This is a genomic window from Pseudomonas sp. AL10, assembly GCF_029960685.1.
GTDB classification, from domain to species: Bacteria; Pseudomonadota; Gammaproteobacteria; order Pseudomonadales; family Pseudomonadaceae; genus Aquipseudomonas; species Aquipseudomonas lactis.
The window spans coordinates 31920-56892 of the sequence record NZ_JASBQZ010000022.1 but is presented as its reverse complement, the minus strand read 5'-3'; the positions used below and the strand labels follow the sequence as shown (position 1 = coordinate 56892).

The 24973-nt window shown below is 58.5% G+C and carries 32 protein-coding genes; 22 read left to right on the top strand and 10 right to left on the bottom strand.

Going from position 1 to position 24973, the window contains the following annotated elements; genetic code table 11:
* Positions 1 to 40 precede the first annotated feature (40 nt).
* The 16 genes from QK296_RS19300 (at position 41) to recX (ending at position 11507) form a co-directional block, all read left to right on the top strand.
* Positions 41 to 823, top strand: a complete 783-nt coding sequence (locus QK296_RS19300) for a hypothetical protein (protein WP_032900439.1) — start codon at positions 41 to 43, stop codon at positions 821 to 823.
* Between the two features lie 11 nt (positions 824 to 834).
* The gene (locus QK296_RS19295) at positions 835 to 1137 is read left to right on the top strand and encodes a hypothetical protein (RefSeq protein WP_003189020.1); all 303 of its coding nucleotides are present in this window, start codon (positions 835 to 837) and stop codon (positions 1135 to 1137) included.
* A gap of 89 nt (positions 1138 to 1226) precedes the next feature.
* Complete coding sequence (locus QK296_RS19290) at positions 1227 to 1400, top strand: hypothetical protein (protein ID WP_003189022.1); 174 nt, start codon at positions 1227 to 1229, stop codon at positions 1398 to 1400.
* A gap of 2 nt (positions 1401 to 1402) precedes the next feature.
* Positions 1403 to 2569, top strand: coding sequence for a tail protein (locus tag QK296_RS19285; protein ID WP_032877508.1), 1167 nt, complete (start codon positions 1403 to 1405; stop codon positions 2567 to 2569).
* Positions 2569 to 3075 (top strand): phage major tail tube protein, encoded by a 507-nt coding sequence (locus QK296_RS19280; protein WP_003189025.1) that lies wholly within the window; start codon positions 2569 to 2571, stop codon positions 3073 to 3075. The genes QK296_RS19285 and QK296_RS19280 overlap by 1 nt, the downstream gene beginning before the upstream one ends.
* A gap of 181 nt (positions 3076 to 3256) precedes the next feature.
* A complete protein-coding gene (locus QK296_RS19275; protein WP_282391191.1) occupies positions 3257 to 3829 on the top strand; it encodes a phage tail assembly protein in 573 nt (190 codons plus the stop codon).
* A 127-nt stretch (positions 3830 to 3956) separates the two neighbouring features.
* A complete protein-coding gene (locus QK296_RS19270; RefSeq protein WP_282391190.1) occupies positions 3957 to 5786 on the top strand; it encodes a phage tail tape measure protein in 1830 nt (609 codons plus the stop codon).
* Positions 5786 to 6169 carry a phage tail protein gene (locus QK296_RS19265; protein WP_003189031.1) on the top strand — a complete coding sequence of 128 codons (384 nt, stop codon included), beginning with the start codon at positions 5786 to 5788 and terminating at the stop codon, positions 6167 to 6169. Before QK296_RS19270 ends, QK296_RS19265 begins: the two co-directional genes overlap by 1 nt.
* Entirely contained in the window at positions 6162 to 6374 is a 213-nt protein-coding gene (locus QK296_RS19260) for a tail protein X (protein ID WP_032893283.1), read from the top strand. The genes QK296_RS19265 and QK296_RS19260 overlap by 8 nt, the downstream gene beginning before the upstream one ends.
* A 9-nt stretch (positions 6375 to 6383) precedes the next feature.
* Positions 6384 to 7400, top strand: a complete 1017-nt coding sequence (locus tag QK296_RS19255) for a contractile injection system protein, VgrG/Pvc8 family (RefSeq protein ID WP_282391189.1) — start codon at positions 6384 to 6386, stop codon at positions 7398 to 7400.
* A 63-nt stretch (positions 7401 to 7463) separates the two neighbouring features.
* Positions 7464 to 8225, top strand: coding sequence for an N-acetylmuramoyl-L-alanine amidase (locus QK296_RS19250; RefSeq protein WP_282391188.1), 762 nt, complete (start codon positions 7464 to 7466; stop codon positions 8223 to 8225).
* A gap of 42 nt (positions 8226 to 8267) precedes the next feature.
* Positions 8268 to 8825, top strand: a complete 558-nt coding sequence (locus tag QK296_RS19245) for a glycoside hydrolase family 19 protein (RefSeq protein ID WP_003189037.1) — start codon at positions 8268 to 8270, stop codon at positions 8823 to 8825.
* Entirely contained in the window at positions 8813 to 9307 is a 495-nt protein-coding gene (locus QK296_RS19240) for a lysis system i-spanin subunit Rz (RefSeq protein ID WP_003189039.1), read from the top strand. Before QK296_RS19245 ends, QK296_RS19240 begins: the two co-directional genes overlap by 13 nt.
* A gap of 81 nt (positions 9308 to 9388) precedes the next feature.
* Complete coding sequence (locus tag QK296_RS19235) at positions 9389 to 9889, top strand: CinA family protein (RefSeq protein ID WP_003189041.1); 501 nt, start codon at positions 9389 to 9391, stop codon at positions 9887 to 9889.
* 83 nt (positions 9890 to 9972) lie between these two features.
* Complete coding sequence (recA, locus tag QK296_RS19230) at positions 9973 to 11031, top strand: recombinase RecA (protein ID WP_003189042.1); 1059 nt, start codon at positions 9973 to 9975, stop codon at positions 11029 to 11031.
* Between the two features lie 8 nt (positions 11032 to 11039).
* Positions 11040 to 11507 (top strand): recombination regulator RecX, encoded by a 468-nt coding sequence (recX, locus tag QK296_RS19225; protein WP_003189043.1) that lies wholly within the window; start codon positions 11040 to 11042, stop codon positions 11505 to 11507.
* Between the two features lie 61 nt (positions 11508 to 11568).
* Here recX and QK296_RS19220 read toward each other — a convergent pair whose 3' ends face one another.
* Both QK296_RS19220 and QK296_RS19215 read right to left on the bottom strand, forming a co-directional pair.
* A complete protein-coding gene (locus QK296_RS19220; protein WP_003189046.1) occupies positions 11569 to 12681 on the bottom strand; it encodes a TIGR00730 family Rossman fold protein in 1113 nt (370 codons plus the stop codon).
* A 294-nt stretch (positions 12682 to 12975) separates the two neighbouring features.
* Positions 12976 to 13410, bottom strand: coding sequence for a PA3611 family quorum-sensing-regulated virulence factor (locus QK296_RS19215; protein ID WP_003189047.1), 435 nt, complete (start codon positions 13408 to 13410; stop codon positions 12976 to 12978).
* 178 nt (positions 13411 to 13588) lie between these two features.
* Between QK296_RS19215 and QK296_RS19210 the strand changes: the two genes are divergently transcribed.
* The 3 genes from QK296_RS19210 (at position 13589) to QK296_RS19200 (ending at position 15648) form a co-directional block, all read left to right on the top strand.
* Entirely contained in the window at positions 13589 to 14308 is a 720-nt protein-coding gene (locus QK296_RS19210) for a tRNA-uridine aminocarboxypropyltransferase (RefSeq protein WP_034135794.1), read from the top strand.
* A 251-nt stretch (positions 14309 to 14559) separates the two neighbouring features.
* Entirely contained in the window at positions 14560 to 15210 is a 651-nt protein-coding gene (gene erdR, locus QK296_RS19205; protein WP_003189050.1) for a response regulator transcription factor ErdR, read from the top strand.
* A gap of 75 nt (positions 15211 to 15285) precedes the next feature.
* Positions 15286 to 15648, top strand: a complete 363-nt coding sequence (locus QK296_RS19200) for a diacylglycerol kinase (RefSeq protein WP_003189051.1) — start codon at positions 15286 to 15288, stop codon at positions 15646 to 15648.
* A 3-nt stretch (positions 15649 to 15651) separates the two neighbouring features.
* Here the strand turns inward: QK296_RS19200 and QK296_RS19195 are convergent, their stop codons facing one another.
* Positions 15652 to 16578 carry a LysR family transcriptional regulator gene (locus QK296_RS19195; protein WP_003189054.1) on the bottom strand — a complete coding sequence of 309 codons (927 nt, stop codon included), beginning with the start codon at positions 16576 to 16578 and terminating at the stop codon, positions 15652 to 15654.
* 125 nt (positions 16579 to 16703) lie between these two features.
* Here QK296_RS19195 and fpr point away from each other — a divergent pair, with 125 nt between their 5' ends.
* Positions 16704 to 17483 (top strand): ferredoxin-NADP reductase, encoded by a 780-nt coding sequence (fpr, locus tag QK296_RS19190; protein ID WP_003189055.1) that lies wholly within the window; start codon positions 16704 to 16706, stop codon positions 17481 to 17483.
* A 182-nt stretch (positions 17484 to 17665) separates the two neighbouring features.
* On the opposite strand, the gene tsaA is transcribed toward fpr, so the two are convergent.
* From tsaA to QK296_RS19155, 7 genes are all read right to left on the bottom strand, one after another.
* Complete coding sequence (tsaA, locus tag QK296_RS19185) at positions 17666 to 18361, bottom strand: tRNA (N6-threonylcarbamoyladenosine(37)-N6)-methyltransferase TrmO (protein WP_282391187.1); 696 nt, start codon at positions 18359 to 18361, stop codon at positions 17666 to 17668.
* Positions 18362 to 18364: 3 nt separating this feature from the next.
* Positions 18365 to 18826: a DUF1456 family protein gene (locus QK296_RS19180; RefSeq protein ID WP_003189058.1), complete on the bottom strand. Its 462-nt coding sequence runs from the start codon at positions 18824 to 18826 to the stop codon at positions 18365 to 18367.
* A gap of 68 nt (positions 18827 to 18894) precedes the next feature.
* Complete coding sequence (locus QK296_RS19175) at positions 18895 to 19605, bottom strand: rRNA pseudouridine synthase (protein ID WP_003189059.1); 711 nt, start codon at positions 19603 to 19605, stop codon at positions 18895 to 18897.
* 222 nt (positions 19606 to 19827) lie between these two features.
* The gene (locus QK296_RS19170; protein ID WP_057711497.1) at positions 19828 to 20298 is read right to left on the bottom strand and encodes a GNAT family N-acetyltransferase; all 471 of its coding nucleotides are present in this window, start codon (positions 20296 to 20298) and stop codon (positions 19828 to 19830) included.
* 100 nt (positions 20299 to 20398) lie between these two features.
* Positions 20399 to 21727 carry a 30S ribosomal protein S12 methylthiotransferase RimO gene (gene rimO / locus QK296_RS19165; protein ID WP_169855583.1) on the bottom strand — a complete coding sequence of 443 codons (1329 nt, stop codon included), beginning with the start codon at positions 21725 to 21727 and terminating at the stop codon, positions 20399 to 20401.
* Between the two features lie 193 nt (positions 21728 to 21920).
* Positions 21921 to 22256 carry an addiction module antidote protein gene (locus QK296_RS19160; RefSeq protein ID WP_003189062.1) on the bottom strand — a complete coding sequence of 112 codons (336 nt, stop codon included), beginning with the start codon at positions 22254 to 22256 and terminating at the stop codon, positions 21921 to 21923.
* Entirely contained in the window at positions 22253 to 22576 is a 324-nt protein-coding gene (locus QK296_RS19155) for a type II toxin-antitoxin system RelE/ParE family toxin (protein WP_003189063.1), read from the bottom strand. Before QK296_RS19155 ends, QK296_RS19160 begins: the two co-directional genes overlap by 4 nt.
* A 33-nt stretch (positions 22577 to 22609) precedes the next feature.
* Here QK296_RS19155 and QK296_RS19150 point away from each other — a divergent pair, with 33 nt between their 5' ends.
* Both QK296_RS19150 and QK296_RS19145 read left to right on the top strand, forming a co-directional pair.
* Positions 22610 to 22792 carry a hypothetical protein gene (locus QK296_RS19150; RefSeq protein ID WP_133298353.1) on the top strand — a complete coding sequence of 61 codons (183 nt, stop codon included), beginning with the start codon at positions 22610 to 22612 and terminating at the stop codon, positions 22790 to 22792.
* Between the two features lie 193 nt (positions 22793 to 22985).
* Positions 22986 to 24887 (top strand): potassium transporter Kup, encoded by a 1902-nt coding sequence (locus QK296_RS19145; RefSeq protein WP_034135790.1) that lies wholly within the window; start codon positions 22986 to 22988, stop codon positions 24885 to 24887.
* The last annotated feature ends 86 nt before the right edge of the window (positions 24888 to 24973 follow it).

The following is a 24973-nucleotide window of genomic DNA, read 5'->3' as shown; positions in this document are numbered from 1 at the left end:
GACAAAAGTGCTGGAAAGATTAACTGACAGGGAGTTGATGATGGGACTTGAAACGACTATCACGAAAGTTGTGGATGCATGTAACAAGCTTACGGAGGCGGTTACCAACCAAATTGGGAAGATTGATGCGCGGGTGGAGGTGGCTTCGAGTCAGTTTACTGCGTGGCGTAATAGTGTGCAGGCGAAGGATATTAATGGTCGTGCGCTTTATAAACAGGATATAGACCTCACTGGGTTGTCTACCGACGTGTTTTATCCTGTTTGGTGGACTATGCCCGGTAACGAGGCGGGTGAAACAGAAATTACCGTTTCGCGGGTATATTATCGAGACAGTGACAAAGCCCCTTTCGGTGAGGGGGTTTATCACATCGCTGGCTTGAACCTGCAACTCGAGGGTGTCGGGTATATATGGAACGGTGACGCTAACTTCCTGGCTATCAAGCGCATCTCCCAGACTTACCGTGAAACGGTGAGAGGTGTTTCGTTTGGTATGGTTTGTACAGCACGTGCCGTTACTGGTCTCAAACCCATGTACTTGGGTTTGGTCGCTGGACAACTAACGAATGCTCCACAGTTTTCTGGGATGTACCTGAGGGGCGGGCTGAGCTATACCATCACCAAAACATTTGATTATCCTGTTAATTACAGTAAGTTAGACACTGAAGTGATTATGAAGGATGACGTTAACGCCGATTGGGAAGTTCGTTGGGCGGTGAAACCTTATTCCTTGGCTCAGGCAGAGGTTGCGCTCGGTAAAACCCTCGAAGAGAAGCGCTTGGCTTATTCCCACGATAACGACATTCGCTATACCGCCAAGGTTTAAGGACTGATCAAATGACTTTGTTTATCGAAAAGTTGGTAACCCCTGCGGGTGACTCGTTGATCAACGTACCCGCCAGCGTGCAGACCCTCAAAGGTCTGGGCTTTAGCGATGAGGCCGCCCAGACGCTGATCGAGAACGCCACGACCGCAGCCGCACTCGCTAGCACTATTGCTGCCCGGCGCTCTGCCTATGTCAGCGAAGCTGACCCGATGTACCTCGAATGGCAATTCGACGGTACGGCTGAGAAGGAAAAAGAATGGCGAGCCAAAGTAGCCGAAATCAAGGCGCGCTACCCCTTGCCAGAAGATAAGTAACCCCCACCGCGAAAGCGGTTTTTTTTCGCCTCCCCAAAGCCCCTCCCCGCAGGGGCTTTTTGCATTTTCCCACCCGGAGATTTCCACCCATGCCCACCCGCCAAACCTACACCGTCCTCATCCCATTCCCCATCGGCAACGGCCATTGGTCCACCGCTGGCGAGGAGCTGGAACTGCTCGACGTCGAAGCATCCGCCCTGCGCACCGCTGGCCGTCTGGAACTGACCAGCGTCCTCAACTCCACCCCCAAGAAGGCTGAATAACCATGGCAGAAGTCCTGAACTTCGAGCACAACGGCATCACTGTGAATGCCACTGAATCCCCCGAGGCCATGGGTGGCCTTGGCGATAACGTCATTGGCCTGGTCGGCACTGCGCCGAATGCCCACGCGTCGATCCCTAAAAACGCGCCGTTTCGCATCAACAGCTTCACCACCCAGGCGCTGCTGGACCCTACCGGCACTGAGTCGGGCACCTTGTTCCAGGCGGTGTACCAGATCCTCAAAGTGGTCAAGGTGCCGGTCTATGTAGTCATCGTCGAAGAGGGCGCTACCCCGGCCGACACGATCAACAATGTGATCGGCGGCAACGACCCGGTCACCGGTCGCAAGCTGGGCCTGGCTGCCCTGAGCAGCGTCCCTGAAGACCTGACCATCATCGGCGCTCCAGGCTTCACGGGCACCAAAGCCGTAGCCGGTGAGTTCGCCTCGTTCGGCAAACGCATCAAGGCCCGTGTGGTGCTCGATGGCAAGGACGCTTCGGTGGCCGACCAAGTGACCTACAGCGGCGAGCTGGGCGGTGCCGACCTGGGCTTCGACCGTTGCCTGCTGGTGCACAACATGCCCTCGGTGTACTCCAAGGCTGCGAAGAAGAATGTGTTCCTGTCGCCATCCTCGCTGGCCATCGCCGCACTGGCCAAGGTCAAGCAGTGGGAAAGCCCGGGTAATCAGGTGACCTTCGCCGAGGACGTTTCCCGCGTGGTCGAGTACAACATCCTCGACACCTCCACCGAAGGCGACCTGCTCAACCGATACGGCGTGAGCTACTACGCCCGCACCATCCTCGGCGGCTTCTCGCTGCTGGGTAACCGCTCCATCACCGGCAAGTTCATCAGCTACGTCGGCCTGGAAGATGCCATCAGCCGCAAGCTGGTCAAGGCCGGCCAGAAAGCCATGGCCAAGAACCTCACCAAGTCCTTCATGGACCAGGAGGTCAAGCGCATCAACGATTGGCTGCAAACCCTGGTGGCCGACGAAACCATTCCCGGCGGCAGCGTGTACCTGCACCCGGAACTGAACAGCGTCGAGAAGTACAAGAACGGTACCTGGTTCATCGTCATCGACTACGGCCGCTACGCGCCGAACGAACACATGGTTTATCAACTCAACGCCCGCGATGAAATCATCGAGCAGTTCCTGGAGGACGTTCTCTAATGTTTACCAACCGAGTCAGACAGGCCATTGCGGCCACCCTTCAAGGCCTGCCGTTGTCCGCAACCGTAGAAGAGTTCACCCCGCCGAAGATCGAGTTCGACATGGAAGCCATGTCCGGCGGGCGCTTTATTGCCGAGGAAATGGCCAAGAGCGGCAAGGTGCTCAATGCCAAGCTGGTGCTGCAAGGTGCCGGCCCGGAAATCATGCTGGCCCTGGGCGTGCGCATGGGCGACGACATTTTGCTGAACGTGCGTGAAGCCGGTCAGGACCAGGACGGCAAGACCTACTTCACCTACCACACCGTCGGCGGCAAGCTCAAATCCCTGGAGGAGGCGAAGCTGAAAATGGGCGACAAGGCCACCACCACGCTGGAGCTGTCCTGCCGTACCTACAACCGTCTGGAAAATGGCATTTCGGTGATCGACATCGATGTACGCACCCAGAAGTTTGTGCTCAACGGCGTCGACATTCTTGGCGATGCGCGCCGTGCCGTGCTGATGCCTTAAAGATGACTGCTATCTAAGGCGGGCACGATCAATGTGGGAGCTGGCTTGCCTGCGATGCAGGCGACTCGGTGTATCTGGTGTATCGAGTGGATGCTATCGCAGGCAAGCCAGCTCCCACACGGACCGCGCGCAGATTTAGATTTGCGGTGCTTTTCAACACTGCTCAACAAGGAATTGCCCCATGGCCTGGATGCCACCGTTGCACATCCTGCTGTCCCCGATCACCGCCGATACCGGTGCGACGATCCAGCAGGTTCAGCTCAAACCGTTGTTCTACGCCGCGCAAAAAGACGCGCTGGCCCGGGCCGGTGATGACGAGGACGACCAGTTCTTCGAACTGGCGAAACTCGCCACCGACCTGTCGGAAAAAGAGCTCGACCAACTCAAGCGCCCGGACTACGTAAGCATTGCTCAATACGTACACGAAATGTCGACGCGGCCGGCTTCGTTCTTTTTGAATGAGCACGAAGCGACGCCCCACGATCAGCCTGTCCCTCTGCTCTTGCCCCTGGAAGCCGCTGGCCGAACCCTCACCGAACTGCCCCTGGAAATGCCGGCCCTGCGCGCCACCAAGGTGATGAAAAAACTCGCCACCAACAAAGAGCGCGCCGAGTTCATCACCGCCCATTGCACCGGCCTGATGATCCCCGACCTGGCCGGTTTGACCGTGCCCGACTGGACCGAACTGCAGGAGCGTATCGACGATTTTTTAAATCAACCGGCGGCCTTCTTTCGCAGCGCGACATCGAAGTAATCCTCGATGTGGTGCCGCTGATCTACTCGGTCAATGAGGCGGAGATCCTCGACTGGGACGCCGGAAAAGCATTGCGCCGCTACGACATTGCGATCACTCGCCTTGGCGTCAAACAGGAGTAAGCGAGATGCAGGACAATTATTCGCTCGCCTATGCCGTCGCCAGGAATGGCCGGGATGCGTTCGGCAGTACAGACGGCGCACATGACGCCGATATCCTCAGCCCTGGCGCGTTATCGGTTGGCAGCTCAACCCCGTCAACAGATTTGGCTGCCTTGTCCGGAACCGTTGCCGCACTCACCAGCGCAACGCTCAAACTTGATGAGCTCGCACTGTCGCTCGGCTCATTGCGTGAGGGTGTGGATTCTCTCGACACGGCGCTGTCGTCGCTGAGGGCAATTGAGGTGCGTTCATCCAAGCTGGGTGAGCAGGCAGAATCGAAGACAGTGTCTGAATCCGCTTCGACTACCTCAGAGAATTTGCGCCATACCCGCGAGGCCATGACGCTGGGCACCGCGCAGATAATCGACCTGGCAAGTGCGCTGCAGCACTCAGGCAGCCAACTGAAGTTTGATAAAACCGCAACGTCGGAAAAGTCGATCAAGGTGCTGCGCGAGGAGTCCAGCGAAAGCGGCAAACGTTTCTCTACGACCCTGGATGCCACGCCGGTATTGGGCGAAGCGCTTTGGCTGAAAGCCAAGACGGGCCTGATGGACAGCGCCAGTGACGTGGCTAAAGATTCACCGGCTCTGGCGGGCGCGATTAAAACGGCTGGAGCTATTACGCCGGTGTTTTCCAGCTTTTTTTCAAGTGTGGGAGACACGATAAAAAACCGCGTTGCTGGCAACGTGGTTGATGCGACGCTGGGTAAGCTTCCCGGCGTTGGCAAGCTGTTCAAGGATGGCGGTTCTGCGAAAGATAAATCGTGCTGTTGTGCGACGGCCACTCAGCACCCCATCGAAAGTCCTCGTTCGCGCTCGCAGGGCTCGCGCGGGAAAAAGAGCCCTCGTCAGTCGAAGTCGCAAAAAAAGCAGAGCGCTCAAAACACTCAGCGCGCGCAGATCAGGCAGCGAAAACAGCCGCTAGTGCCCAGAACAGCCTCGACCAAACGATCGCCTGCCAGCAAAAAAGGCGGTGTATTTTCCAGGCTGCTAACTAGCCTCGAACGTGATGCAAAGGCATTGTTACCTGCGCCGTTCTTAGGCTTCGATGCGGGGCGGGCGGTTCAAAGGTTGCAACCGCGTGCGGTCGTGGCGAACCGTCCAAGCAAGAGCAGGTCTTCAGGCCAGTCGACAGCGAGCAGAGGCCCTGTGCTGATCGAGGCAGTAGAGCGCAAGCTTATCCCCATGTCTTCCGAAGGCCGGGTAACTACTGCTGCGCCCCATACTAGCCATTTCAGTCGTGAGGCTTTGCCTGGCCCGCTGAAGATGCCTTCCAACCCGCTAGGCACAGTGAACAAATTGGGAGTGGCCGGTGCTCGCCGCCTTGGCCCGATGAGGTACGCCGACACTGCTTTGGATGTGATTCAGGGCGTACGCAACGGGGATGCCAAGGCAGTCGGGACTGGCCTGAGCAGCGCCGGTGGCGCCTGGGCCGGAGCGTCCGCTGGCGCCGCGCTCGGTACCCTGGTTTTCCCCGGTGTCGGCACCGCAATCGGCGGCGCCATCGGTGGCCTGCTGGGCAGCGAGGCGGGCAGTTGGCTGGGTGACAAGGTGTTTGGCGCAAATGATCGCCTACCTGCGCCCAACGCGCTGAGCAAGGAACTCAACAGTGCCCGTACCGACAATGTCCAGGTCACGCTCTCACCGAGCATCCAGATTACCGGCGTTAACCCCGCGGACGCTCAGCAGGTGGTCAATCAGGTGATCCAGGCCCTGCAATTTCAGTGTGTGCCGATGGTCACTGATTCCCTGGGCATTCGACGCAACGCGGCATTGGCCGATCCAGGAGGTGATTGATGCGACAACAAATGGTACTGGGCGACTTTATTTTCGGGTTATCCCGAGGGTTCGCCTATTCCACACTGACCCGCAACAGCGATGGCGGTTGGAGCGACCTGGCGATTATCGCCAGCAAACCCCAGTCGCGGCAGAACGGCCAGAAGCTGGAAAAACTCACGTTCAGCGGCACAGCCATGCGCGCCACTGGCATGCAGCGCCTGGACGAATTGCGCGCTTTGCAAAATGCGCGAGCGCCGTTGCCGCTGGTGGATGGCATCGGCCGCAACTGGGGCCTGTGGCGTATCAACTCGGTAGTGGAAGCCCAAAGCAATGTGATCGATGACGGCACCGCCATGGTCATGAACTGGACCCTTGAGCTGGAGGAATTCGTCAATGCGTAGAGTGCGAAGTATTGCCGGTGACTCGGTCAACCTGTTGCTCTACCGCGAGTTGGGCCGTTGCGATGACGCCGCCGAAGAAACCCTTTGGCGCTTGAACCCCGAACTCGGCGAATACGGCCCGGTACTGCCAGCCGGTGTCTGGGTGATTGTGCCTGAGATACAAGCACGACCGGCTGCCATGCGGCCCGTTCTGGCCTGGGATTGAGGAGGCTGCATGGCACAGGAATTTACGCCGATCGTGGAGTTCTACGGCGCCAACGCGGCGCTGCTCAATCAACGCTTGATGCACTGGAGCCACACCGACGCTGCAGGCATCGAGACCGATCGACTGGAACTGACCCTTAATATCGAAGGGTTGGAAGGCTTGCCCAGCCTCAGTGGCAAGATCGGCCTGCGCGTCGGATATAAGGAAACGGGGCTGGTGGAAAAAGGCGAATTTGTGATCACTCAGCGAACCCCGGTGCTGTTTCCGATGCGCCTGATGATCGTCGCCACCGCCGCGCCCTTCAGCGTGGTGGATAAAAGCGGCTACCGCCAGCGCCGTTCCGCCAGCCATGGGCCGACCACCTTGGGCGCCTTGTTTCGCCAACTGGTCAGCCGTCATGGTTTTTCACCGCGTGTGGCACCGACGTTGGACGGTATTGCGATTGAGCATATCGACCAGTCAAACGAAAGCGACATGGCCTTCATCACCCGCCTGGCCAAGCGTTACAACGCGGTCACCAAGCCGTTCAACGAGCTTTATGTGCTGGCCGAAGCGGGGCAGGCCAAATCACTCACCGGCCAGCTATTGCCCGAAGTGAAGTTATCCGTGACACGCGACAACCGCCCGGGAGAGCAGGCCTTTATCACCGCCAAACTTGATGAAAAATCACGCTCCAAATACATGGGCAGCCGCGTCAGCTGGTGGGACGCCGCCGCCGGCAAGCAGCGCGTGGTCCAGGTCGGGATTGCCCCGTTCAAGACCTTGCGCCAGCCCTGCCAGAACGAAGCCGAAGCCCGTGCCGTGGCCGAAGGCGAACTGCGTCGCGTGGGCCGTGAAGGCTTGAAGTTACAGATCGATTGCCCAGGTAACCCGTTGCTGGCGGCCGAAGGGTTGCTGATGCTGGATGACACCTGGCCTGTGTACATGCAGGGGCGCTGGTCGATCACCAAGGTGACCCACGTTGGTGATCCAGCGACGGGATATCGCAGTTCGATCATCGCTGGTGGTTTGGCGGAACAGGCCTGACGCGCATTGTTCAGACCCGCTTAAGCCCCCCAACAACGTACTTATAGGAAAGAGGTCTGTTCCATGTATACGATTGACTACAACGCGTATCGCACTCTTAAACCCTACGGCAAACGCGTACGCTTCTTAGTGTTGCATTACACTGCCCAGGATTTTTCTGAGTCGATAAAGTCTCTGGCCACCGGCGCTGCAAGTGCTCATTATCTGATCCCGGATCCAACAGATTCGAGCTACATTGCCGCGGGTCACAAAGGGCAGAAAATTTTCAACTTGGTGGCGGAAGAGGACCGTGCGTGGCATGCGGGCGTTAGCCAGTGGGCCGGACGCTCAGGCTTGAATGATACCTCTATCGGTATCGAGATCGTCAATCAGGCCACGGATGTCGACGGTGTATTCACGTTCCCCGACTACGAGGCTTCACAAATCCTAGCCCTCAAGCAATTGGCGATTAATATTCTGCAACGTTACCCGGACATGACGCCGAAAAACGTGATCGCCCATTCAGATATTGCAGTCGGTCGCAAATCAGACCCGGGTCCGAAGCTTCCCTGGAAAGAACTTGCTGAGGCCGGTATTGGCGCTTGGTACGACGACTCAATCAAACACAAATACCTTCGGCGGTTCAATTGCCAAATGCCTGGGCGCGAGCAAGTGGTCGAGGCTTTTGCCAGCTATGGCTACGGCATTGATGCGCCCGCCTCTGATGTGTTCTTTAGTGCGTTGGTACGTGCTTTTCAACTGCACTTTCGCCCTGAAAACTATAACGGTGTGCTTGATGCAGAAACGTGCGCGATTTTGTATGCACTGAATGAAAAATACGCTTGAGTCGTGTTTCATTTAACACTCGACTTCAGGGAGGAGGGCTGCATGGTTGTGTCTGAGCAACAGCTAATTAAAGTGTTACCAAGCTCCCGCCTTAAAGCGGGAGTTTTCATTTCGGTCTTAAACACGGCCATGTCTCGTTACCAAATCACCACACCCCAGCGCACTGCCGCATTCCTTGCCCAAGTGGGCCATGAGTCGGGTCAGTTGTTCTATGTCCGCGAACTGGGCAGTGATCAATACCTGAGCAAATACGACACAGGCACCTTGGCGGCGCGCCTGGGCAACACCCCAGAAGCGGACGGTGATGGGCAAATGTATCGGGGCAGGGGGCTGATCCAGATAACCGGGCGTCGCAATTACATGGCGTGCAGCCAAGCGCTGTTCGGTGACGATCGCCTGCTGCGACAACCAAAATTGTTGGAGCAGCCACAATGGGCCTGCGAATCCGCAGCCTGGTTCTGGCAAAGCAACGGCCTCAACGAGCTCGCCGACAAAGGCCAGTTCACCACCATCACCCGCCGCATCAACGGCGGCCTCAATGGCCTGGACGCCCGTTTGCAATTGTGGGCGCGGGCGAAGGCGGTGCTATGCGTTTCCTAGGCGCGTTTGGCTTGATCGGTGTGTGTCTGCTCATGGCGCTTGTGTGGCAGGTGCAGGCATGGCGATACGGGGCGCAGTTGGAGCTGCAATCAGTCCGACATGCACAGGCGCTCAGCCAGCAAAACCAGGCAATCCTCCACCAGCAACAGGCCGAACAGACCAAACGCCAGGCCCTTGAACAACAGCTCTCTACTAGTGACCATCAATACATTCAGGAATTGAACGATGCCCAACGCAACCAAGCTGCTCTGCGCGACCGCCTGTCCACTGCTGATGTGCGGCTGTCAGTCCTTCTCGCCACCGTCGCCAGTGGCTGCACAGTGCCTGCCGCCCCCAGCGCCGGCGGCGTGGTTCATGCAGCCTCGCGAGCCCGACTTGACCCGGCGCATGCTCAGCGAATTATCCGCATCACCGACGACGGCGATAACGCCCTGATCGCCTTGCGTGCTTGCCAGGCCTACGTGCAGGCCGTCGCGCATTAGTCTCTTGATGCACTCTGTGTCTTGCATGGTCGATGGGCTCCTGTAGGGTAGGCAAACCCCCGCCCATTCTTGGAGACGACCGTGAAGGAAATCACTCAACTGGCTGCCGAACTGGGGCGCCGTTTGCAGGTGCTCAGTGCCCACGTCACCACTGCCGAGTCCTGTACCGGCGGCGGTATTGCCGAAGCCATCACGCGGATCCCGGGCAGTTCGGCCTGGTTCGAGGCGGGCTATGTCACTTATTCCAACCGGCAGAAGACCCGGCAACTGAATGTGCCGGAAAAGCTGTTTGCCAAAGTCGGGGCCGTCAGCCAGGAAGTGGTGGAAGCGATGGCCCGCGGCGCGCAGGAAAAAAGCCTGGCGCGGTTTGCCGTGGCGGTCAGTGGGGTCGCGGGCCCCGATGGCGGTTCGCCGGACAAGCCGGTGGGTACCGTTTGGCTGGCCTTTGCCGTGGGCGACGAAATTACGGCCGAGCTTGCGCACTTCCCCGGCAACCGCGACGAGGTCCGCCGACAAACGGTAAAAGCCGCGCTGGAGGGCTTGTTGCGACGAGCTGCAGCAGAAATAGACAATCAGGGGTAGGCGATCACCGATCTTTGTGGAACAATACTGTCTACTTATACAGGTGTTGGCCGTCAGGCCTTATTGATTACGTGAGGACTTTAATGGACGACAACAAGAAGAAAGCCTTGGCTGCGGCCCTGGGTCAGATCGAACGTCAATTCGGCAAGGGTGCCGTAATGCGTATGGGCGATCACGACCGTCAGGCGATCCCGGCTATTTCCACTGGCTCTCTGGGTCTGGACATCGCACTCGGCATTGGCGGCCTGCCAAAAGGCCGTATCGTTGAAATCTACGGTCCTGAATCTTCCGGTAAAACCACCCTGACCCTGTCGGTGATTGCCCAGGCGCAGAAAATGGGCGCCACCTGTGCGTTCGTTGATGCCGAGCACGCCCTGGATCCTGAGTACGCCGGCAAGCTGGGCGTCAACGTCGATGACCTGCTGGTTTCCCAGCCGGACACCGGCGAGCAAGCCCTGGAAATCACCGACATGCTGGTGCGCTCCAACGCCATCGACGTGATCGTGGTCGACTCCGTGGCGGCCCTGGTGCCCAAGGCTGAAATCGAAGGCGAAATGGGCGACATGCACGTGGGCCTGCAAGCCCGCCTGATGTCCCAGGCGCTGCGTAAAATCACCGGTAACATCAAGAACGCCAATTGCCTGGTGATCTTCATCAACCAGATCCGTATGAAGATCGGCGTGATGTTCGGCAGCCCGGAAACCACCACCGGTGGTAACGCGCTGAAGTTCTACGCCTCTGTCCGTCTGGATATCCGCCGTACCGGCGCGGTGAAGGAAGGCGACGAGGTTGTTGGTAGCGAAACCCGCGTCAAGGTTGTGAAGAACAAGGTAGCGCCGCCATTCCGTCAGGCAGAGTTCCAGATTCTCTACGGTAAGGGTATTTACCTGAACGGCGAGATGATCGACCTGGGCGTACTGCACGGTTTCGTCGAGAAGTCCGGTGCCTGGTATGCCTACAACGGCAGCAAGATCGGTCAGGGTAAGGCCAACTCGGCCAAGTTCCTGGCGGATAACCCGGATATCGCTGCCACGCTTGAGAAGCAGATCCGCGACAAGCTGCTGACTGCCGCGCCAGATGTAAAAGCGGCTGCCAACCGTGAGCCGGTTGAAGAAGTGGAAGAAGCCGACACTGACATCTGAAGCAAACGATGACTGTTGTACTTGATACACTCGTCGCCGTTCGGCGCACTGCGATGGACCTGCTCGCTCGCCGCGAGCATGGTCGAGTCGAGCTGACACGTAAGCTGCGTCAGCGCGGCGCAGAGCCTGAGATGATAGAAACAGCCCTCGACCGGTTGACGGAAGAAGGGCTGTTGTCGGAAGCCCGTTACCTTGAAAGTTTTGTGTCTTACCGCGCACGTTCCGGTTACGGCCCTGCGCGGATTCGTGAAGAACTGAGCCAACGTGGCCTGCAACGTGCCGATATCGACCTCGCGCTACGTGAGTGCGGTATCAGTTGGCAGTCGCAATTGGAGGAAACCTGGCGTCGCAAGTTTGCGGGCCACCTTCCAATTGATGCCAGGGAGCGTGCGAAGCAAGGTCGTTTCTTGAGTTATCGCGGGTTTTCGATGGACATGATCAGCCGCTTATTGAGCGGTCGGGATATGGACGACTGAACGCCAAAAAAACAAAGGCCCACTATGAAAATAGTGGGCCTTTTTTTTCGCCTGTAAAAAATCACGCTGTCTCTGGCGTCATCCGTTGCTGCGCCTTGCCCTGAGCCTGTGCCCAGTTCTCCGGCAGGTTGATGTAATCCACCAACTCCCGCAGCCGCCCCTGATCGCGACCGTTGAAATTGAACACCAGGCGCGTCAAATGGCTGAATCTCGGTTCGTCATGGTCTTCGCCGGTATAGGCGAGTTGCTGGAACTCGCCACTGAGCCGCAGGCTGGCAAACGCTTGTTGCATATGGGCCAGGGCGCGCTCACTCAGCGGATGATTCATGCGCACTACGAACTCACGCTTAAGCCAACGGGTGGAGTGGAAGTTGGCGTAGAACTGGTTGATTTCGTCCACGGCCTCTTCGGCGCTGTACACCAGGCGGACCAGTTTGAGGTCGGTGGGCAGGATATAGCGATTGGCTTCCAACTGGCCGCGGATGAAGTCCAAGGCGCCTTGCCAGAACCCACCGCCCGGCGCATCCAGTAGCACGACCGGCACCAGCGGGCTTTTGCCGGTTTGGATCAGGGTCAGCACTTCCAATGCCTCGTCGAGGGTGCCGAAACCGCCAGGGCACAACACCAGCGCGTCGGCTTCTTTGACGAAGAACAGCTTGCGGGTGAAGAAGAAGTGGAATGACAGCAGGTTTTCGGTGCCATCAATGGTCGGGTTGGCGTGCTGTTCAAAGGGCAGGGTGATATTGAACCCCAGGCTGTGCTCCAGGCCCGCGCCTTCGTGGGCTGCGGCCATGATGCCGCCACCGCCGCCGGTGATGACCATCAGGTCGGAACGTGCGAGCGCGGCACCCACTTCTCGGGCCAGCGCATACAAGGGGCTTTCCACTGGTGTACGCGCCGAGCCGAATACCGTGACTTTGCGCCGGCCCTTGAACTGTTCGAGAACGCGAAAGGCATGGTCCAATTCGCGGATGGCGCGCAGGGTGATTTTGGCGTTCCAGCGGTCACGGTCGTCCTGGGCCATGCGCAGGACGGTGAGGATCATGTCTCGATAAAGAGGGATATTCGGACTGTTGGGAGCGATCAACTGAATTTGTGCGTCGACCTGCTGAGTAAGGTCGGTCCCGTTTTCTTCAAAATGACGAAGCAGCAAATCATTCGATTCATAAGGCATTCAATTTCTCCTTTCTTTACAGGGCCTGGTAGTCGACGAGAACGTCGCTTGGGCCACGACACTGCTTGTGTCGCGGCATGCCGCAGGAGGGCAGGCCTTTTTTGTCCTGAAAATATGACAGAGCAGCATTAAAAACTGTGGTGGGCGGGTAGCCGGGCTAAACGGATGATGGGCCGAAAAACCCTTGGCTGGCAACCGCTTATTGGTGGCTCATTACGCAGTTCAGTCGCAGGCAGCAAACGCAGCACGGGCGTGCGCGCCGCTGGACAGCGGCGCCGGAGGGGCAAGCAGAGGTTACTTTTTCTTCTTCGCCGGAGCCGGGCAATCGGACTCTGCAAACTTGACCGAAGCCACCGGGCGATTGGTCTTGTTCTCGGTGATTTCATAGCGCATCACTGCGCCCTTGGCCATCAGCTCGCGATAGCCTGGGTTGGTGCACACACTGCGCCCCAGCTGGAAATACACAGCCTTGGGGTTGGCGCGCATCTGTTCGGCACGGTCAGGCAGCACGCTGAGGTGATCGATCAACTGCATGCCTTCAACGGTGTAGGCGACTTCCAGGGTTTTTTCATCGATTTCCCGGGGCAGGTCCTTGTTGCTTTCGGCCGCGACGCTTTGCAGCTTCTTGTTCATTTGAGCCTCCAGCAGCGAGGCCGCATGGGCGCCCATAGGCAAGACCAGCGCAAGGGCGACGGATGGGGCAACAAGGCGCAGCATGGAACGCAGCATGAAACTCTCCTGATTCGGTTACTGGTGCATAGACCAGCCACTGGGCTGTGCGTTCAGTGGCGCGCAATTATAGGTGAGCCCTTGCCACTACAGCCAGGCGTATCGCTGGTAAACTGCGGGACTTCTGTTTTTCACGAGTTTGTTCCGTGTCGATTTCCTTTTCTTCGCCGCGTGCCCGATGAGCCACGCCGTCTCCCGTTTGCGTACCCAGCGTCTGGCGCGTGCCGTCAGGCCGTTTCTCAATCGGGGTTCGCGTGCTGAACGCTGTCCCGGCTGTCGGGTCATTCCTGAATACTGCCTATGTGCCTGGCGGCCGCAGGTAGAAGCCAAGTCGGCCATGTGCCTGTTGATGCATGACGTAGAGCCGATGAAACCCAGCAACACGGGCTGGCTGATCGCCGATGTCATACACGACACCACCGCGTTCGCCTGGTCGCGTACCGAAGTCGACCCCGAGCTGCTCAGGTTGCTGGCCGACTCGCAGTGGCAACCGTATATCGTATTTCCCGGCGAATTCGTGGCGCCGCAACGGGTGGTCAGTGAAGTGTGCGTGGATGTGGGCAAGCGCCCGCTGTTCATTCTGCTGGACGGTACCTGGAGCGAAGCGCGCAAGATGTTTCGCAAAAGCCCCTACCTGGAACATTTACCAGTGCTGAGCCTGGCGCCCGAGCAGCTGTCGCGTTACAAGCTACGGCGCTCTAAGCGTGATGACCATTTCTGCACCGCCGAGGTGGCGGCGCTGTGCCTGGAGCTGGCTGATGACCTGGGCGCCAGCGAAGTGCTGGATGCCTACCTCGATGTGTTCAGCACCCACTACCTGGCTGCCAAGTTCCAACTGCCATTGGATGCTGCGGACGCCGTGCATACGCGCCTCGCACCCTACATCCCGGCGGGATAACCAGACGACGTTTGCATGATGGCACTGTAAGCCCGCAACCCGCTAAAATCCCCACGGGCGTAGTGCTTGACCCTCCAGGCTACGCTGGGCATGCTGTGCGCCGATTGGGTGCAACCGTGAATTATCGACGTCGTTTCATGTGTTTTTGACGTTGAGCGGGCCCTGTGGCGATCGCTGCCTGGCCGTCGCCTCGTGTATTGGTGAACCCTGAACCCATCAAGGCTCCCATAAAAAACAGGATCATTTAACCAATGGCCACATACGAAATCCTGATTGCCGATGACCACCCGCTGTTTCGCAGCGCGCTGCATCAGGCCGTAACCCTGGGCCTTGGCCCCGATGTACGTCTGGTCGAAGTGGCCAGCATTGCCGAACTGGAAGCCCGCCTCACCGAAAAATCCGACTGGGACCTGGTATTGCTCGACCTGAACATGCCGGGTGCCTACGGTTTCTCCGGGTTGGTGCTGTTGCGTGGGCAATATCCGCAAATACCGGTGGTGATGGTGTCGGCCCAGGAAGAAGCCGATGTGGTGGTGCGTTCCAAAGAGTTTGGCGCCAGCGGTTTCATTCCCAAGTCCAGCGCGATGGAAGATATCCAGAAAGCCGTGCGTACGGTGTTGGACGGCGATGTGTCCTGGCCACCCCAGGCGTTTGAAGAAATCAATGTGTCCGATGAAGCCAAGGCCGCCCGCGATGGCCTGGCCAGCTTGACGCCCCAGCAGTTCCGGGTATTGACCATGGTTTGCGAAGGGTTGTTGAACAAGCAGATTGCCTACGAGTTGAGTGTGTCCGAAGCGACCATCAAGGCCCACGTTACGGCGATTTTCCGTAAGTTAGGCGTGCGTACGCGCACCCAGGCGGCGTTGCTGCTGCAGCAACTTGAGTCTATCTCGCAACATTAAGTTACAGCCGCTTCACGCTTTTTTGACTTTGCGTGATCTAGCTTCCCCACTTCTTTGGTTCAGTTGCCTACATCTATGTCGCCTTTCAAGGGTCAAACCGGTATCAAACGTATCTTCAACGCAGGGGGCTATTCCCTGGATGGCCTGCGTGCAGCTTTCACTGGCGAGGCGGCATTCCGCCAGTTGGTATTGTTGAACGTCATCCTGATCCCCCTGAGCTTTTTCCTGCAGGTCAGCCGGGTTGAACGGGCGCTGCTGATTGCAGTGTGTTTGTTGGCGCTGATCGTTGAATTGCTCAACTCAGCGGTAGAAGCGGCCATTGACCGTATCTCCCTGGACCGCCACCCGCTGTCGAAGAACGCCAAGGACATGGGTAGTGCCGCGCAGTTCGTGGCACTGACCATGATCACCCTGGTATGGGCCGTGATCCTGATCTGACGATCACGCGATACTCGGCAGCACGATCTCGTCGCTGCGCTGCACCCCAGCGGTGAAGGCGCGGCACAGTTCGAGAAACTCGCGCATCGCCGAGGTCTGGTACTTCTGCTTGTGCCAGATGAAGTAGAACTGCCGGGCCAGGTCCAGGTCCGGGGTTTCCACCGGCACCAGGCTGCCACGGCGGAAGGCATCGCGCAGCGCCAGCCGCGAAATGCAGCCAATCCCCAAGCCTGACTCCACGGCCCGCTTGATTGCCTCCGTGTGTTCCAGTTCCAGGCGGATATTGAGTGCGCTGCGGTGATGACGCATGGCCTGGTCGAAGGTCAGGCGCGTGCCCGAGCCTTGTTCCCGCAGGATCCACGCTTCGTGGGTCAATTCGTCCATGGTTGCCACGCCGCGCTTGGCCAAATGATGCTGAGGGGCGCAAAACACCACCAGCTCATCTTCTACCCAGGTTTGCACCTCGATATCCGGATGGCTGCAGTCGCCTTCGATTAGACCCAGGTCAATTTCGTAATGGGCAACCTGATGCACGATATGCGCAGTGTTCTGCACATGCAGCTTTACCTGGCTCTCGGGGTGTTGCTGCATGAAGCTGCCAATCAACAGCGTCGCCAGGTAATTGCCGATGGTCAGCGTGGCGCCGACCGCAAGGGAGCCGAAGCCGGACTTGCCGTTGAGCAGGTCTTCGATCTCCTTGGCCTGGTCCAGCAGCGCAACGGCCTGGGGCAACAGTTGGTGACCGAGGGCGTTGAGGCTCAGGCGTTTACCGGCGCGGTCGAATAATTGGCAGCTAGATTGACGCTCCAGCTCGGTAATCGAGGTGCTGGCGGCGGATTGAGATAAGGCCAGAAGGCCAGCAGCGCGCGAGACGCTTTCTTGCTGGGCGACGGCGACGAAAACTTGCAGTTGACGGAGAGTAAATCGCATATCGATATAACCGATAACCCTTATCTTAATAATCCAGTTAACAGATATTGTCGCCGCCATTAGAATGCTGTGCAATTGCGCATCCTTACCTTTGGCGCAGACCCATTTCCAGGAGTTCCCCGTACATGAGCAACATGAACCACGAGCGTGTCCTCAGTGTTCATCACTGGAACGACACTCTGTTCAGCTTCAAGTGCACCCGCGATCCGGGCCTGCGCTTCGAGAACGGTCAGTTCGTGATGATCGGCCTGCAACAGCCCAACGGCCGCCCGCTCATGCGCGCTTACTCCATTGCCAGCCCGAACTGGGAAGAGCATCTGGAGTTCTTCAGCATCAAGGTGCCCGATGGCCCGCTGACTTCCCAGTTGCAGCATCTGAAGGAAGGCGACGAGATCATCATCAGCAAAAAACCGACAGGCACCCTGGTACTTGACGATTTGAAGCCGGGCAAGCATCTGTATCTGCTCAGCACCGGCACTGGCCTCGCCCCATTCATGAGCGTGATCCAGGACCCAGAGACCTACGAGCGTTTCGAAAAAGTCATCCTGTGCCACGGCGTGCGCTACGTCAACGAAGTCGCCTACCGCGAATTCATCACCGAGCACCTGCCGCAGAACGAGTTCTTCGGCGAGGCCCTGCGTGACAAGTTGATCTACTACCCGACCGTGACCCGCGAGCCGTTCGAAAACGAAGGCCGCCTGACCGACCTGATGCGCAGTGGCAAGCTGTTCAGCGACATCGGCCTGCCGCCGATCAACCCCGAGGACGACCGCGCCATGCTGTGCGGCAGCCCAAGCATGTTGGACGAGACCAGCGAAGTGTTGAACAGCTTCGGTCTCAAGGTTTCGCCACGGATGCGTGAGCCGGGTGACTACCTGATCGAGCGTGCGTTCGTCGAAAAGTGACCTCGGGTCACCTGTAGGAGCGAGCTTGCTCGCGAAGAACGTCAACGATAACGCTGGCATCTTGACTGAACGCGGTGCCTGTTCGTTTTTCGCGAGCAAGCTCGCTCCTACAGTTGAATGCGTTTGCAAAGAAAAGCCCGCGTTGCCTGTGAAGGCAACGCGGGCTTTTTCGTTTGTGCGATTTACTGCGCCGAAACCACTTCCAGCACACAAATCATCCCCGGCTCCGGGTAGTGCCAGCGCACATCCACGTCCCAGAAGCGCACACCGTATTCACGCTCAGGGCCGGGCGTTTGGTAGGCCGGTCGCGGATCTTGCGCCAGGCATTGATCAATCAACTCTACCAACGGTTCACCAAGGCGCTGCGCATGGCCTTGCGCCTGTTGCAGTGCAGCCTTGAGCCATTGCACGCCGATCAGTTCGGGCGCATCGCTGGCGATGTGGTTGGTGGCCGCATCAACGCTATCGGCATAGGGCACATACGGTTTGATATCCAGCACCGGCGTGCCATCGAGCAAATCTATACCGGATATCCACAGCCGCCCCGGCTCCACCTTGTCCAGTTTCACCACCGACTGGCCGATGCCATTGGGACGATGGGTCGCACGGGTAGCAAATACACCCATGGAGGTATTGCCCCCCAGGCGTGGCGGGCGCACTTTCAGGCGTGGCTTGTCTTCCAGGGTTTGGTGGAACAGGAACAGCAGCCACACATGGCTGACCTGCTCCAGCCCCTGCACCGCCTCACCCTGGTCGAACGGCGCCACCAACTCCAGCACGCCGCGGGCAGCCGGCGCCAACTGCGGTTGGCGCGGGATGGCGAACTTCTCCTTGAAGCAAGAGCGCACGAAGCCGACCGGGGAGACCTGATAGCTCATGGCTTAAGCACGAACCCGCAGGGTCAAGCCCTTGAGGAAGTTGCGCAGCAACTGGTCGCCACAGGTGCGGTAGTTGGTGTGGCCGAACTTGCGGAACAACGCGCTCAGCTCTGGCTTGGACACCGGGAACTCCGCCGCCTTGAGGATTGCATGCATGTCGTCTTCCTTCAGTTCGAAGGCCACACGCAGCTTTTTTAGGATGATGTTGTTGGTCACCGGGGTTTCGATTGGTTGCGGCGGGCGGCTTTCGTCCTTGCCGCGCTTGAAGATCACCAGGCCGTCAAGGAAGTGCGCCATGACGTCATCCGGGCAGAACACGAAGCCTTCTTCCTCATCTTTTTTGAGGTAGGTCAGCAGGTCTTCCTTGGTCACGTCCATGCCGCCGAGCTTGATGATCTCGACCATCTTGTTGTCGCTGATGTCGAGCATGTAGCGCACGCTGCGCAGTACGTCGTTGTGAATCATGGTGGGCAATCCTGGTATTCAACGGATGACACCGCCGGAATCAGGCGGTGTCGGGAAAAGGGAACGGCTTAAAACTTTTCTTTGCCGGACAGGTAACGCCATTGGCCCACCGGCACCTTGCCGATGGACACGCCGCCGATACGGATACGGCGGATGGCGATGACTTTCAGGCCAACGGCTTCGCAGAACAGCGCGATCACGCCGGGTTGCGGGTTTTTCATCGCAAAGCGTAGGCGGTTTTCGTTCTGCCAGCTGGCTTTGACGGCAGGCAGCTCTTTGCCTTTGTAGGTCAGGCCGTGGTTCAGGCGGTTGAGGCCGTGGGCAACCATGTCGCCTTCGACTTCCACCACGTATTCCTGCTCGATCTTGGCGGCATCGGCGGTCAACTTGCGCAGAATCTTCCAGTCCTGGGTGAACACCAGCAGGCCACTGGCCTTGGCTTGCAGGTCGGCGCTGGCGCTCAGGCGCAGAAAGTGCCCCTTGAGCGGGCGCTTGCCGAAGCGGTGTTCTTCAGAGAGGGTATCGGCGCTGATCGAGGCCATGGCGGTTTCAGCATCCACGCCTGCGGGGGCGTGCAGCAGGATGGTCACCGGCTCTGGCGCGGTGGCTTTGGCCTCTGGGTCCAGCTCGACTTTCTCGTCAGTGACCTTGAACTGCGGCTCGTCGATCACTTCGCCGTCCACCGAGACCCAGCCGCCTTCGATAAACAGCTCAGCCTCCCGACGGGAGCAACCGACCAGTTCGATAAGGCGTTTGGAGAGGCGTATGGGGTCAGTCATGACAAGGGCCGTAACAAAAGGGGGCCACTATTGTACCTGCCTGGCGCCGGTTAATCCCGGCTCCATTTCAGCGCATGTGCCCTAACAATTATTTAACTGACGCAACACGGGCCAAATGTGGGAGCTGGCTTGCCTGCGATGGCGGTATACCAGCACCGGATGGGTAGACTGACCCGACGCCTTCGCAGGCAAGCCAGCTCCCACAGTTTGTACGGGATGATTTCAGGCATTACGGGCCTGTTGCTGCTGGCGCAGACGCAGGTGCAACAACGGATAAGGCTGCCCAAGCCCATCATGTTCTGTTCGCCCGATCACCTCGAAGCCTTGCTTGAGATAAAATCCCAAGGCCTGGGGGTTCTGTTCGTTGACGTCCAGTTCATCGGCATTCATGTGTTCGATCGCGTAACCCAGCAATTGCCGGCCCAGCCCCTGGCCACGGTAGTGCGGGTCGATAAACAGCATTTCCACCTTGCCCGCCGACACGCCGGCGAATCCGTTGATGCGTTGGCGCGAGTCCTTGGTGCAGATCAGCATCACCGCATCGAGGTAGCGGGTCAGCACCAGGTTTTTCAACATGTCGATATAGCTGTCCGGGAGGAAGTCGTGGGTGGCGCGTACCGAGTCCTCCCAGATCTGCACCAGGCGCGCGTAGTCGCTGGTTCTAGGTGTGTGAATCACCGAATGCTGACGCATACCCGCTGTCCCTTGCTGTATTCGGGGTTGATGGGCAATACGATAGACCTAAAAAAGCCCCGCATCTTCTCAGAGGCGGGGCTTTTTTATCATCGGGCGATCAGTCGCGCTTTTCGGCCCACAAGTCGTACTCGTCGGCGTCGGTCACGGTGCACCACACTTTGTCACCCGGCTTCAGGCCGCTGGCATCGTCGATAAACACGTTACCGTCGATTTCAGGGGCGTCAAAGAAGCAGCGGCCCACCGCGCCTTGCTCGTCGACTTCATCGATGAGCACTTCGATTTCCTTGCCGATGCGCAGTTGCAGGCGTGCCGAGCTGATGGCCTGCTGATGCGCCATGAAGCGCTCCCAGCGGTCTTGCTTGACGTCGTCCGGCACCACGGCCAGGTCCAGCAGGTTGGCCGGAGCACCTTCCACCGGCGAGTACTGGAAGCAACCGACGCGGTCCAGCTGCGCTTCGGTCAGCCAGTCCAGCAGGTACTGGAAGTCTTCTTCGGTCTCGCCGGGGAAGCCGACGATGAAAGTGGAGCGGATGATCAGCTCCGGGCAGATCTCGCGCCAGTTCTTGATGCGTGCCAGGGTCTTGTCTTCGAACGCCGGGCGTTTCATCGCCTTGAGCACTTTCGGGCTGGCGTGCTGGAACGGGATGTCCAGGTACGGCAGGATCTTGCCGGCGGCCATCAACGGGATCAACTCGTCCACGTGCGGGTAAGGGTAAACATAGTGCAGGCGCACCCACACGCCCAGGCTGCTAAGGGCTTCGCACAACTCGGTCATGCGGGTTTTCACCGGCGCGCCATTCCAGAAACCGGTGCGGTATTTCACATCGACGCCGTAGGCGCTGGTGTCCTGGGAGATCACCAGCAGCTCCTTGACGCCAGACTTGACCAGGCGCTGGGCCTCGTCGAGCACGTCACCCACCGGGCGGCTCACCAGTTTGCCGCGCATCGACGGGATGATGCAGAAGCTGCAGCTGTGGTTGCAGCCTTCCGAAATCTTCAGGTACGCGTAGTGGCGCGGGGTCAGCTTGATGCCTTGAGGCGGCACCAAGTCGATCAGCGGGTTGTGATCCTGGCGTGGCGGCACCACCTCGTGCACAGCGTTGACCACCTGCTCGTACTGCTGCGGGCCGGTCACGGCCAGCACGCTCGGGTGCACGTTGCGGATATTGCCTTCTTCCACCCCCATGCAGCCGGTCACGATGACCTTGCCGTTTTCCTTGATGGCTTCGCCGATCACTTCCAGGGATTCGGCTTTGGCCGAGTCGATGAAGCCGCAGGTGTTGACCACCACCACATCGGCGTCCTGGTAAGTGGACACGACGTCGTAGCCTTCCATACGCAATTGCGTGAGGATGCGCTCGGAGTCGACAAGCGCCTTCGGGCAACCCAGGGAAACAAAGCCAACCTTGGGGTTGGCTTTTGCGATGGTGGTGGACATGTCTAACCTCGGTATTGAATGACGCTGCCGGTCGTGCACGACAAGGCAACGGATGGGCGCTTGGTGCGCCTCTGATCAAAAAGTGCGCAATTCTATCGGCGGGCAGCGCACTTGACCAGCTTTATGCAGGGAAATGCGACGAGTGCTGTATCGGGGCATTCTTACAGCCGTTACCACTCTCTTAAGCCCGGACGTCTTGCTCTGCGCGGTGCGATACAACTTTAGACATGCCCACACCTAACGCCTGAAGCACTTTCAGGAGAGTGGAGAGCTTCGGGTCGCCGCCGACGGCGATGGATCTGTAGAGATTTGCTCTATTGAGGCCCGTATTCTGCGACAAGCTGAGCATTCCGCCACGGGCTTCCGCGACTCGGCGGACAGCGACAAGGAAGGCGTCCTCACCACCCGCTTCATCAATTTCCTCAAGTGCGACAGAAAGATATTCGAGAGCAAACGCTTCGTCGTCTCGGAGCATTTCAAGAACGCTATCTTCATGAGAGCGAGTACGAATGGTCATTTTTGCTGCACCTTGTAAGATTTCCAGAGAGCCTTGGCCTGATCGATGTCGTTTTGCTGTCTGGCCTTTGAACCACCACCCAACAGGAAAACAATTTTTCGATCTTGGATTGCGTAATACACGCGAAAGCCAGGTCCGAAGTCGAGCTTCATCTCAAAGACCCCATCACCCACCGGCTCGGTAATTCCAAAGTGACCAAGGGATGCTCGGTCCACTCTGGTGGTGATTCGTGCCTTTGAACGCGTGTCTTGCACGGTATCTAGCCAAGCTTGATAGATATCCACGCCATTGACTGACAGTACATGTTTCACTTCGTACATGCGGAATGTACCTTAAAAGAGACAGGTCGATGATTGAGTTTTTATATCGACCGCGAGCGCCAGACAGTCGGCACGCTTTTTATTGATCAGCAAGCTGGAGTCCCGGCTTACGCCGCTAAGGCAGCTCTACCGAGTCGGGCCAAAAATATACGGCTGACGGTAAATGTGATCAATGCAGGCAAAAAGGCTCCAAAACGCCTTGTCATCTATTACTGACTGCCTAAAACGACACCCAAATCACTTGAGCAGGGAAATGCGACGAGTGCTGCGCTATGCTTCGCGCCGTTGCACACGGGTAAAGCCCTTGGGTCAATAAAACGTCTGTTACGAGAAGTAAAACAGCGCATGCTAGGGTCAGCTTAGAAGCGCTGTTTATAAAAGACCTCAGGTCAAAGGGCAGGAGTGGTTGATGGGTCAGGCAAGTAGTCAGGCAGCAGGTGCCGAGCATTCAAAAGCCAAGCCGATTGGCATGCTGGTGGCGGCGGTCGGGGTGGTTTATGGCGATATCGGGACCAGCCCGCTCTACACCCTTAAAGAGGTGTTCAACGGCGGTTATGGGGTGCAGGTCAACCATGACGGCGTCTTGGGGATCCTGGCGCTGATCTTCTGGTCGCTGATCTGGGTGGTGTCGATCAAGTATGTGCTGTTCGTGCTGCGTGCCGACAACCAGGGCGAGGGCGGCATCATGGCCCTCACCGCGTTGGCCCGGCGAGCTGCCGGGAAGCACACGAAATTGCGCAGTTTCCTGGTGGTATGTGGCCTGTGTGGCGCGGCGCTGTTCTACGGCGACAGTATGATCACCCCGGCGATTTCGGTGTTGTCGGCCATCGAAGGCTTGGAACTGGCGTTCGACGGCCTGGAAAAATGGGTGGTGCCCATTGCCTTGGTGGTGCTGGTGGCGCTGTTCCTGATCCAGAAACACGGCACCGACCGCATCGGCAAGCTGTTCGGCCCGGTGATGGTCACCTGGTTCCTGGTGTTGGGCGGCCTGGGGGTGTATGGCATTCTGCAGCAACCCGAAGTGCTCAATGCTCTGAACCCGGCATGGGGCGTGCGCTTCTTTATGGTGCACCCCGGTATTGGCGTGGCGATCCTCGGCGCGGTGGTATTGGCATTGACCGGCGCCGAAGCGTTGTACGCCGACATGGGCCACTTCGGCCGCAAACCCATTGCCCGTGCGTGGTTTCTGCTGGTGCTGCCGGCGCTGGTGCTCAACTATTTCGGCCAGGGCGCGATGCTGCTGGGCGATCCGGAGGCGGCGCGCAACCCGTTCTACCTGCTGGCGCCAAGCTGGGCGCTGGTGCCGTTGGTGGGCTTGTCCACCATGGCCACGGTGATTGCTTCCCAGGCGGTGATTTCCGGCGCGTTCTCGTTGACCCGCCAAGCGATCCAGTTGGGTTACATACCGCGCATGCATATCCAGCACACCTCCAGTGCCGAGCAGGGCCAGATCTACATCGGTGCGGTGAACTGGTCGTTGATGGTCGGCGTGATCCTGCTTGTGTTGGGCTTCGAATCCTCCGGTGCCCTGGCCTCGGCCTATGGTGTCGCCGTGACGGGCACCATGCTGATGACCACCATCCTGGTATCGGCGGTCATGCTGCTGCTGTGGAAATGGCCACCGGTGCTGGCCGTGCCGCTGTTGCTCTGCTGCCTGTTGGTGGACGGTCTGTTCTTCGCCGCCAACGCGCCGAAGATCCTCCAGGGCGGCGCCTTCCCGGTATTGGCGGGGATCGTGCTGTTTGTGCTGATGACCACCTGGAAGCGCGGCAAGCAATTGCTGGTCGGCCGTCTCGACGAGGGTGGCTTGCCATTGCCGATCTTCATCAGCAGTATCCGCGTACAGCCGCCCCATCGCGTGCAGGGCACGGCGGTGTTCCTCACCGCGCGGCCCGACGCCGTGCCCCATGCGCTGTTGCACAACCTGCTGCATAACCAGGTGCTGCATGAGCAAGTGGTGCTGTTGACCGTGGTTTACGAAGACATTCCACGGGTGCCTTCAGCGCGGCGCTTCGAGGTGGATGCCTACGGCGAAGGCTTCTTCCGAGTGATCCTGCACTTCGGGTTTACCGATGAACCAGACGTGCCCGAAGCGTTGAAGCTGTGCCACTTGGATGAGCTGGACTTCAGCCCGATGCGCACCACCTACTTCCTTAGCCGTGAAACGGTGATCGCCTCGCGCATCAAAGGCATGGCCCGTTGGCGCGAAGTGTTGTTTGCCTTCATGTTGAAAAACGCCAACGGCAACCTGCGGTTCTTCAAACTGCCGGTCAACCGTGTGATCGAGCTGGGCACCCAGGTCGAGATGTAAGGCGCTGCCTACCGGGAGCCGGCAATCGGCTCCCGCTTTCCTTCTGAACCCTGTGCAAACGACGGTTGTCGACTAGGCTGGTAGGA

Bases quoted from the DNA above. Each gene is read 5' to 3' on its own strand.
- QK296_RS19265 (WP_003189031.1), top strand. From the start codon at position 5,786: ATGCGACAACAAATGGTACTGGGCGACTTTATTTTCGGGTTATCCCGA.
- QK296_RS19180 (WP_003189058.1), bottom strand. From the start codon at position 18,826: ATGATTCACAACGACGTACTGCGCAGCGTGCGCTACATGCTCGACATC.
- QK296_RS19300 (WP_032900439.1), top strand. From the start codon at position 41: ATGGGACTTGAAACGACTATCACGAAAGTTGTGGATGCATGTAACAAG.
- QK296_RS19155 (WP_003189063.1), bottom strand. From the start codon at position 22,576: ATGTACGAAGTGAAACATGTACTGTCAGTCAATGGCGTGGATATCTAT.
- QK296_RS19200 (WP_003189051.1), top strand. From the start codon at position 15,286: ATGTCGCCTTTCAAGGGTCAAACCGGTATCAAACGTATCTTCAACGCA.
- QK296_RS19145 (WP_034135790.1), top strand. From the start codon at position 22,986: ATGGGTCAGGCAAGTAGTCAGGCAGCAGGTGCCGAGCATTCAAAAGCC.
- QK296_RS19220 (WP_003189046.1), bottom strand. From the start codon at position 12,681: ATGCCTTATGAATCGAATGATTTGCTGCTTCGTCATTTTGAAGAAAAC.
- recA (WP_003189042.1), top strand. From the start codon at position 9,973: ATGGACGACAACAAGAAGAAAGCCTTGGCTGCGGCCCTGGGTCAGATC.
- QK296_RS19255 (WP_282391189.1), top strand. From the start codon at position 6,384: ATGGCACAGGAATTTACGCCGATCGTGGAGTTCTACGGCGCCAACGCG.
- QK296_RS19275 (WP_282391191.1), top strand. From the start codon at position 3,257: ATGGCCTGGATGCCACCGTTGCACATCCTGCTGTCCCCGATCACCGCC.
- QK296_RS19215 (WP_003189047.1), bottom strand. From the start codon at position 13,410: ATGCTGCGTTCCATGCTGCGCCTTGTTGCCCCATCCGTCGCCCTTGCG.
- QK296_RS19285 (WP_032877508.1), top strand. From the start codon at position 1,403: ATGGCAGAAGTCCTGAACTTCGAGCACAACGGCATCACTGTGAATGCC.
- recX (WP_003189043.1), top strand. From the start codon at position 11,040: ATGACTGTTGTACTTGATACACTCGTCGCCGTTCGGCGCACTGCGATG.
- tsaA (WP_282391187.1), bottom strand. From the start codon at position 18,361: ATGAGCTATCAGGTCTCCCCGGTCGGCTTCGTGCGCTCTTGCTTCAAG.
- QK296_RS19270 (WP_282391190.1), top strand. From the start codon at position 3,957: ATGCAGGACAATTATTCGCTCGCCTATGCCGTCGCCAGGAATGGCCGG.
- QK296_RS19240 (WP_003189039.1), top strand. From the start codon at position 8,813: ATGCGTTTCCTAGGCGCGTTTGGCTTGATCGGTGTGTGTCTGCTCATG.
- QK296_RS19195 (WP_003189054.1), bottom strand. From the start codon at position 16,578: ATGCGATTTACTCTCCGTCAACTGCAAGTTTTCGTCGCCGTCGCCCAG.
- QK296_RS19295 (WP_003189020.1), top strand. From the start codon at position 835: ATGACTTTGTTTATCGAAAAGTTGGTAACCCCTGCGGGTGACTCGTTG.
- QK296_RS19290 (WP_003189022.1), top strand. From the start codon at position 1,227: ATGCCCACCCGCCAAACCTACACCGTCCTCATCCCATTCCCCATCGGC.
- QK296_RS19245 (WP_003189037.1), top strand. From the start codon at position 8,268: ATGGTTGTGTCTGAGCAACAGCTAATTAAAGTGTTACCAAGCTCCCGC.
- QK296_RS19170 (WP_057711497.1), bottom strand. From the start codon at position 20,298: ATGCGTCAGCATTCGGTGATTCACACACCTAGAACCAGCGACTACGCG.
- QK296_RS19250 (WP_282391188.1), top strand. From the start codon at position 7,464: ATGTATACGATTGACTACAACGCGTATCGCACTCTTAAACCCTACGGC.
- QK296_RS19280 (WP_003189025.1), top strand. From the start codon at position 2,569: ATGTTTACCAACCGAGTCAGACAGGCCATTGCGGCCACCCTTCAAGGC.
- QK296_RS19175 (WP_003189059.1), bottom strand. From the start codon at position 19,605: ATGACTGACCCCATACGCCTCTCCAAACGCCTTATCGAACTGGTCGGT.
- erdR (WP_003189050.1), top strand. From the start codon at position 14,560: ATGGCCACATACGAAATCCTGATTGCCGATGACCACCCGCTGTTTCGC.
- QK296_RS19260 (WP_032893283.1), top strand. From the start codon at position 6,162: ATGCGTAGAGTGCGAAGTATTGCCGGTGACTCGGTCAACCTGTTGCTC.
- fpr (WP_003189055.1), top strand. From the start codon at position 16,704: ATGAGCAACATGAACCACGAGCGTGTCCTCAGTGTTCATCACTGGAAC.
- QK296_RS19160 (WP_003189062.1), bottom strand. From the start codon at position 22,256: ATGACCATTCGTACTCGCTCTCATGAAGATAGCGTTCTTGAAATGCTC.
- QK296_RS19210 (WP_034135794.1), top strand. From the start codon at position 13,589: ATGAGCCACGCCGTCTCCCGTTTGCGTACCCAGCGTCTGGCGCGTGCC.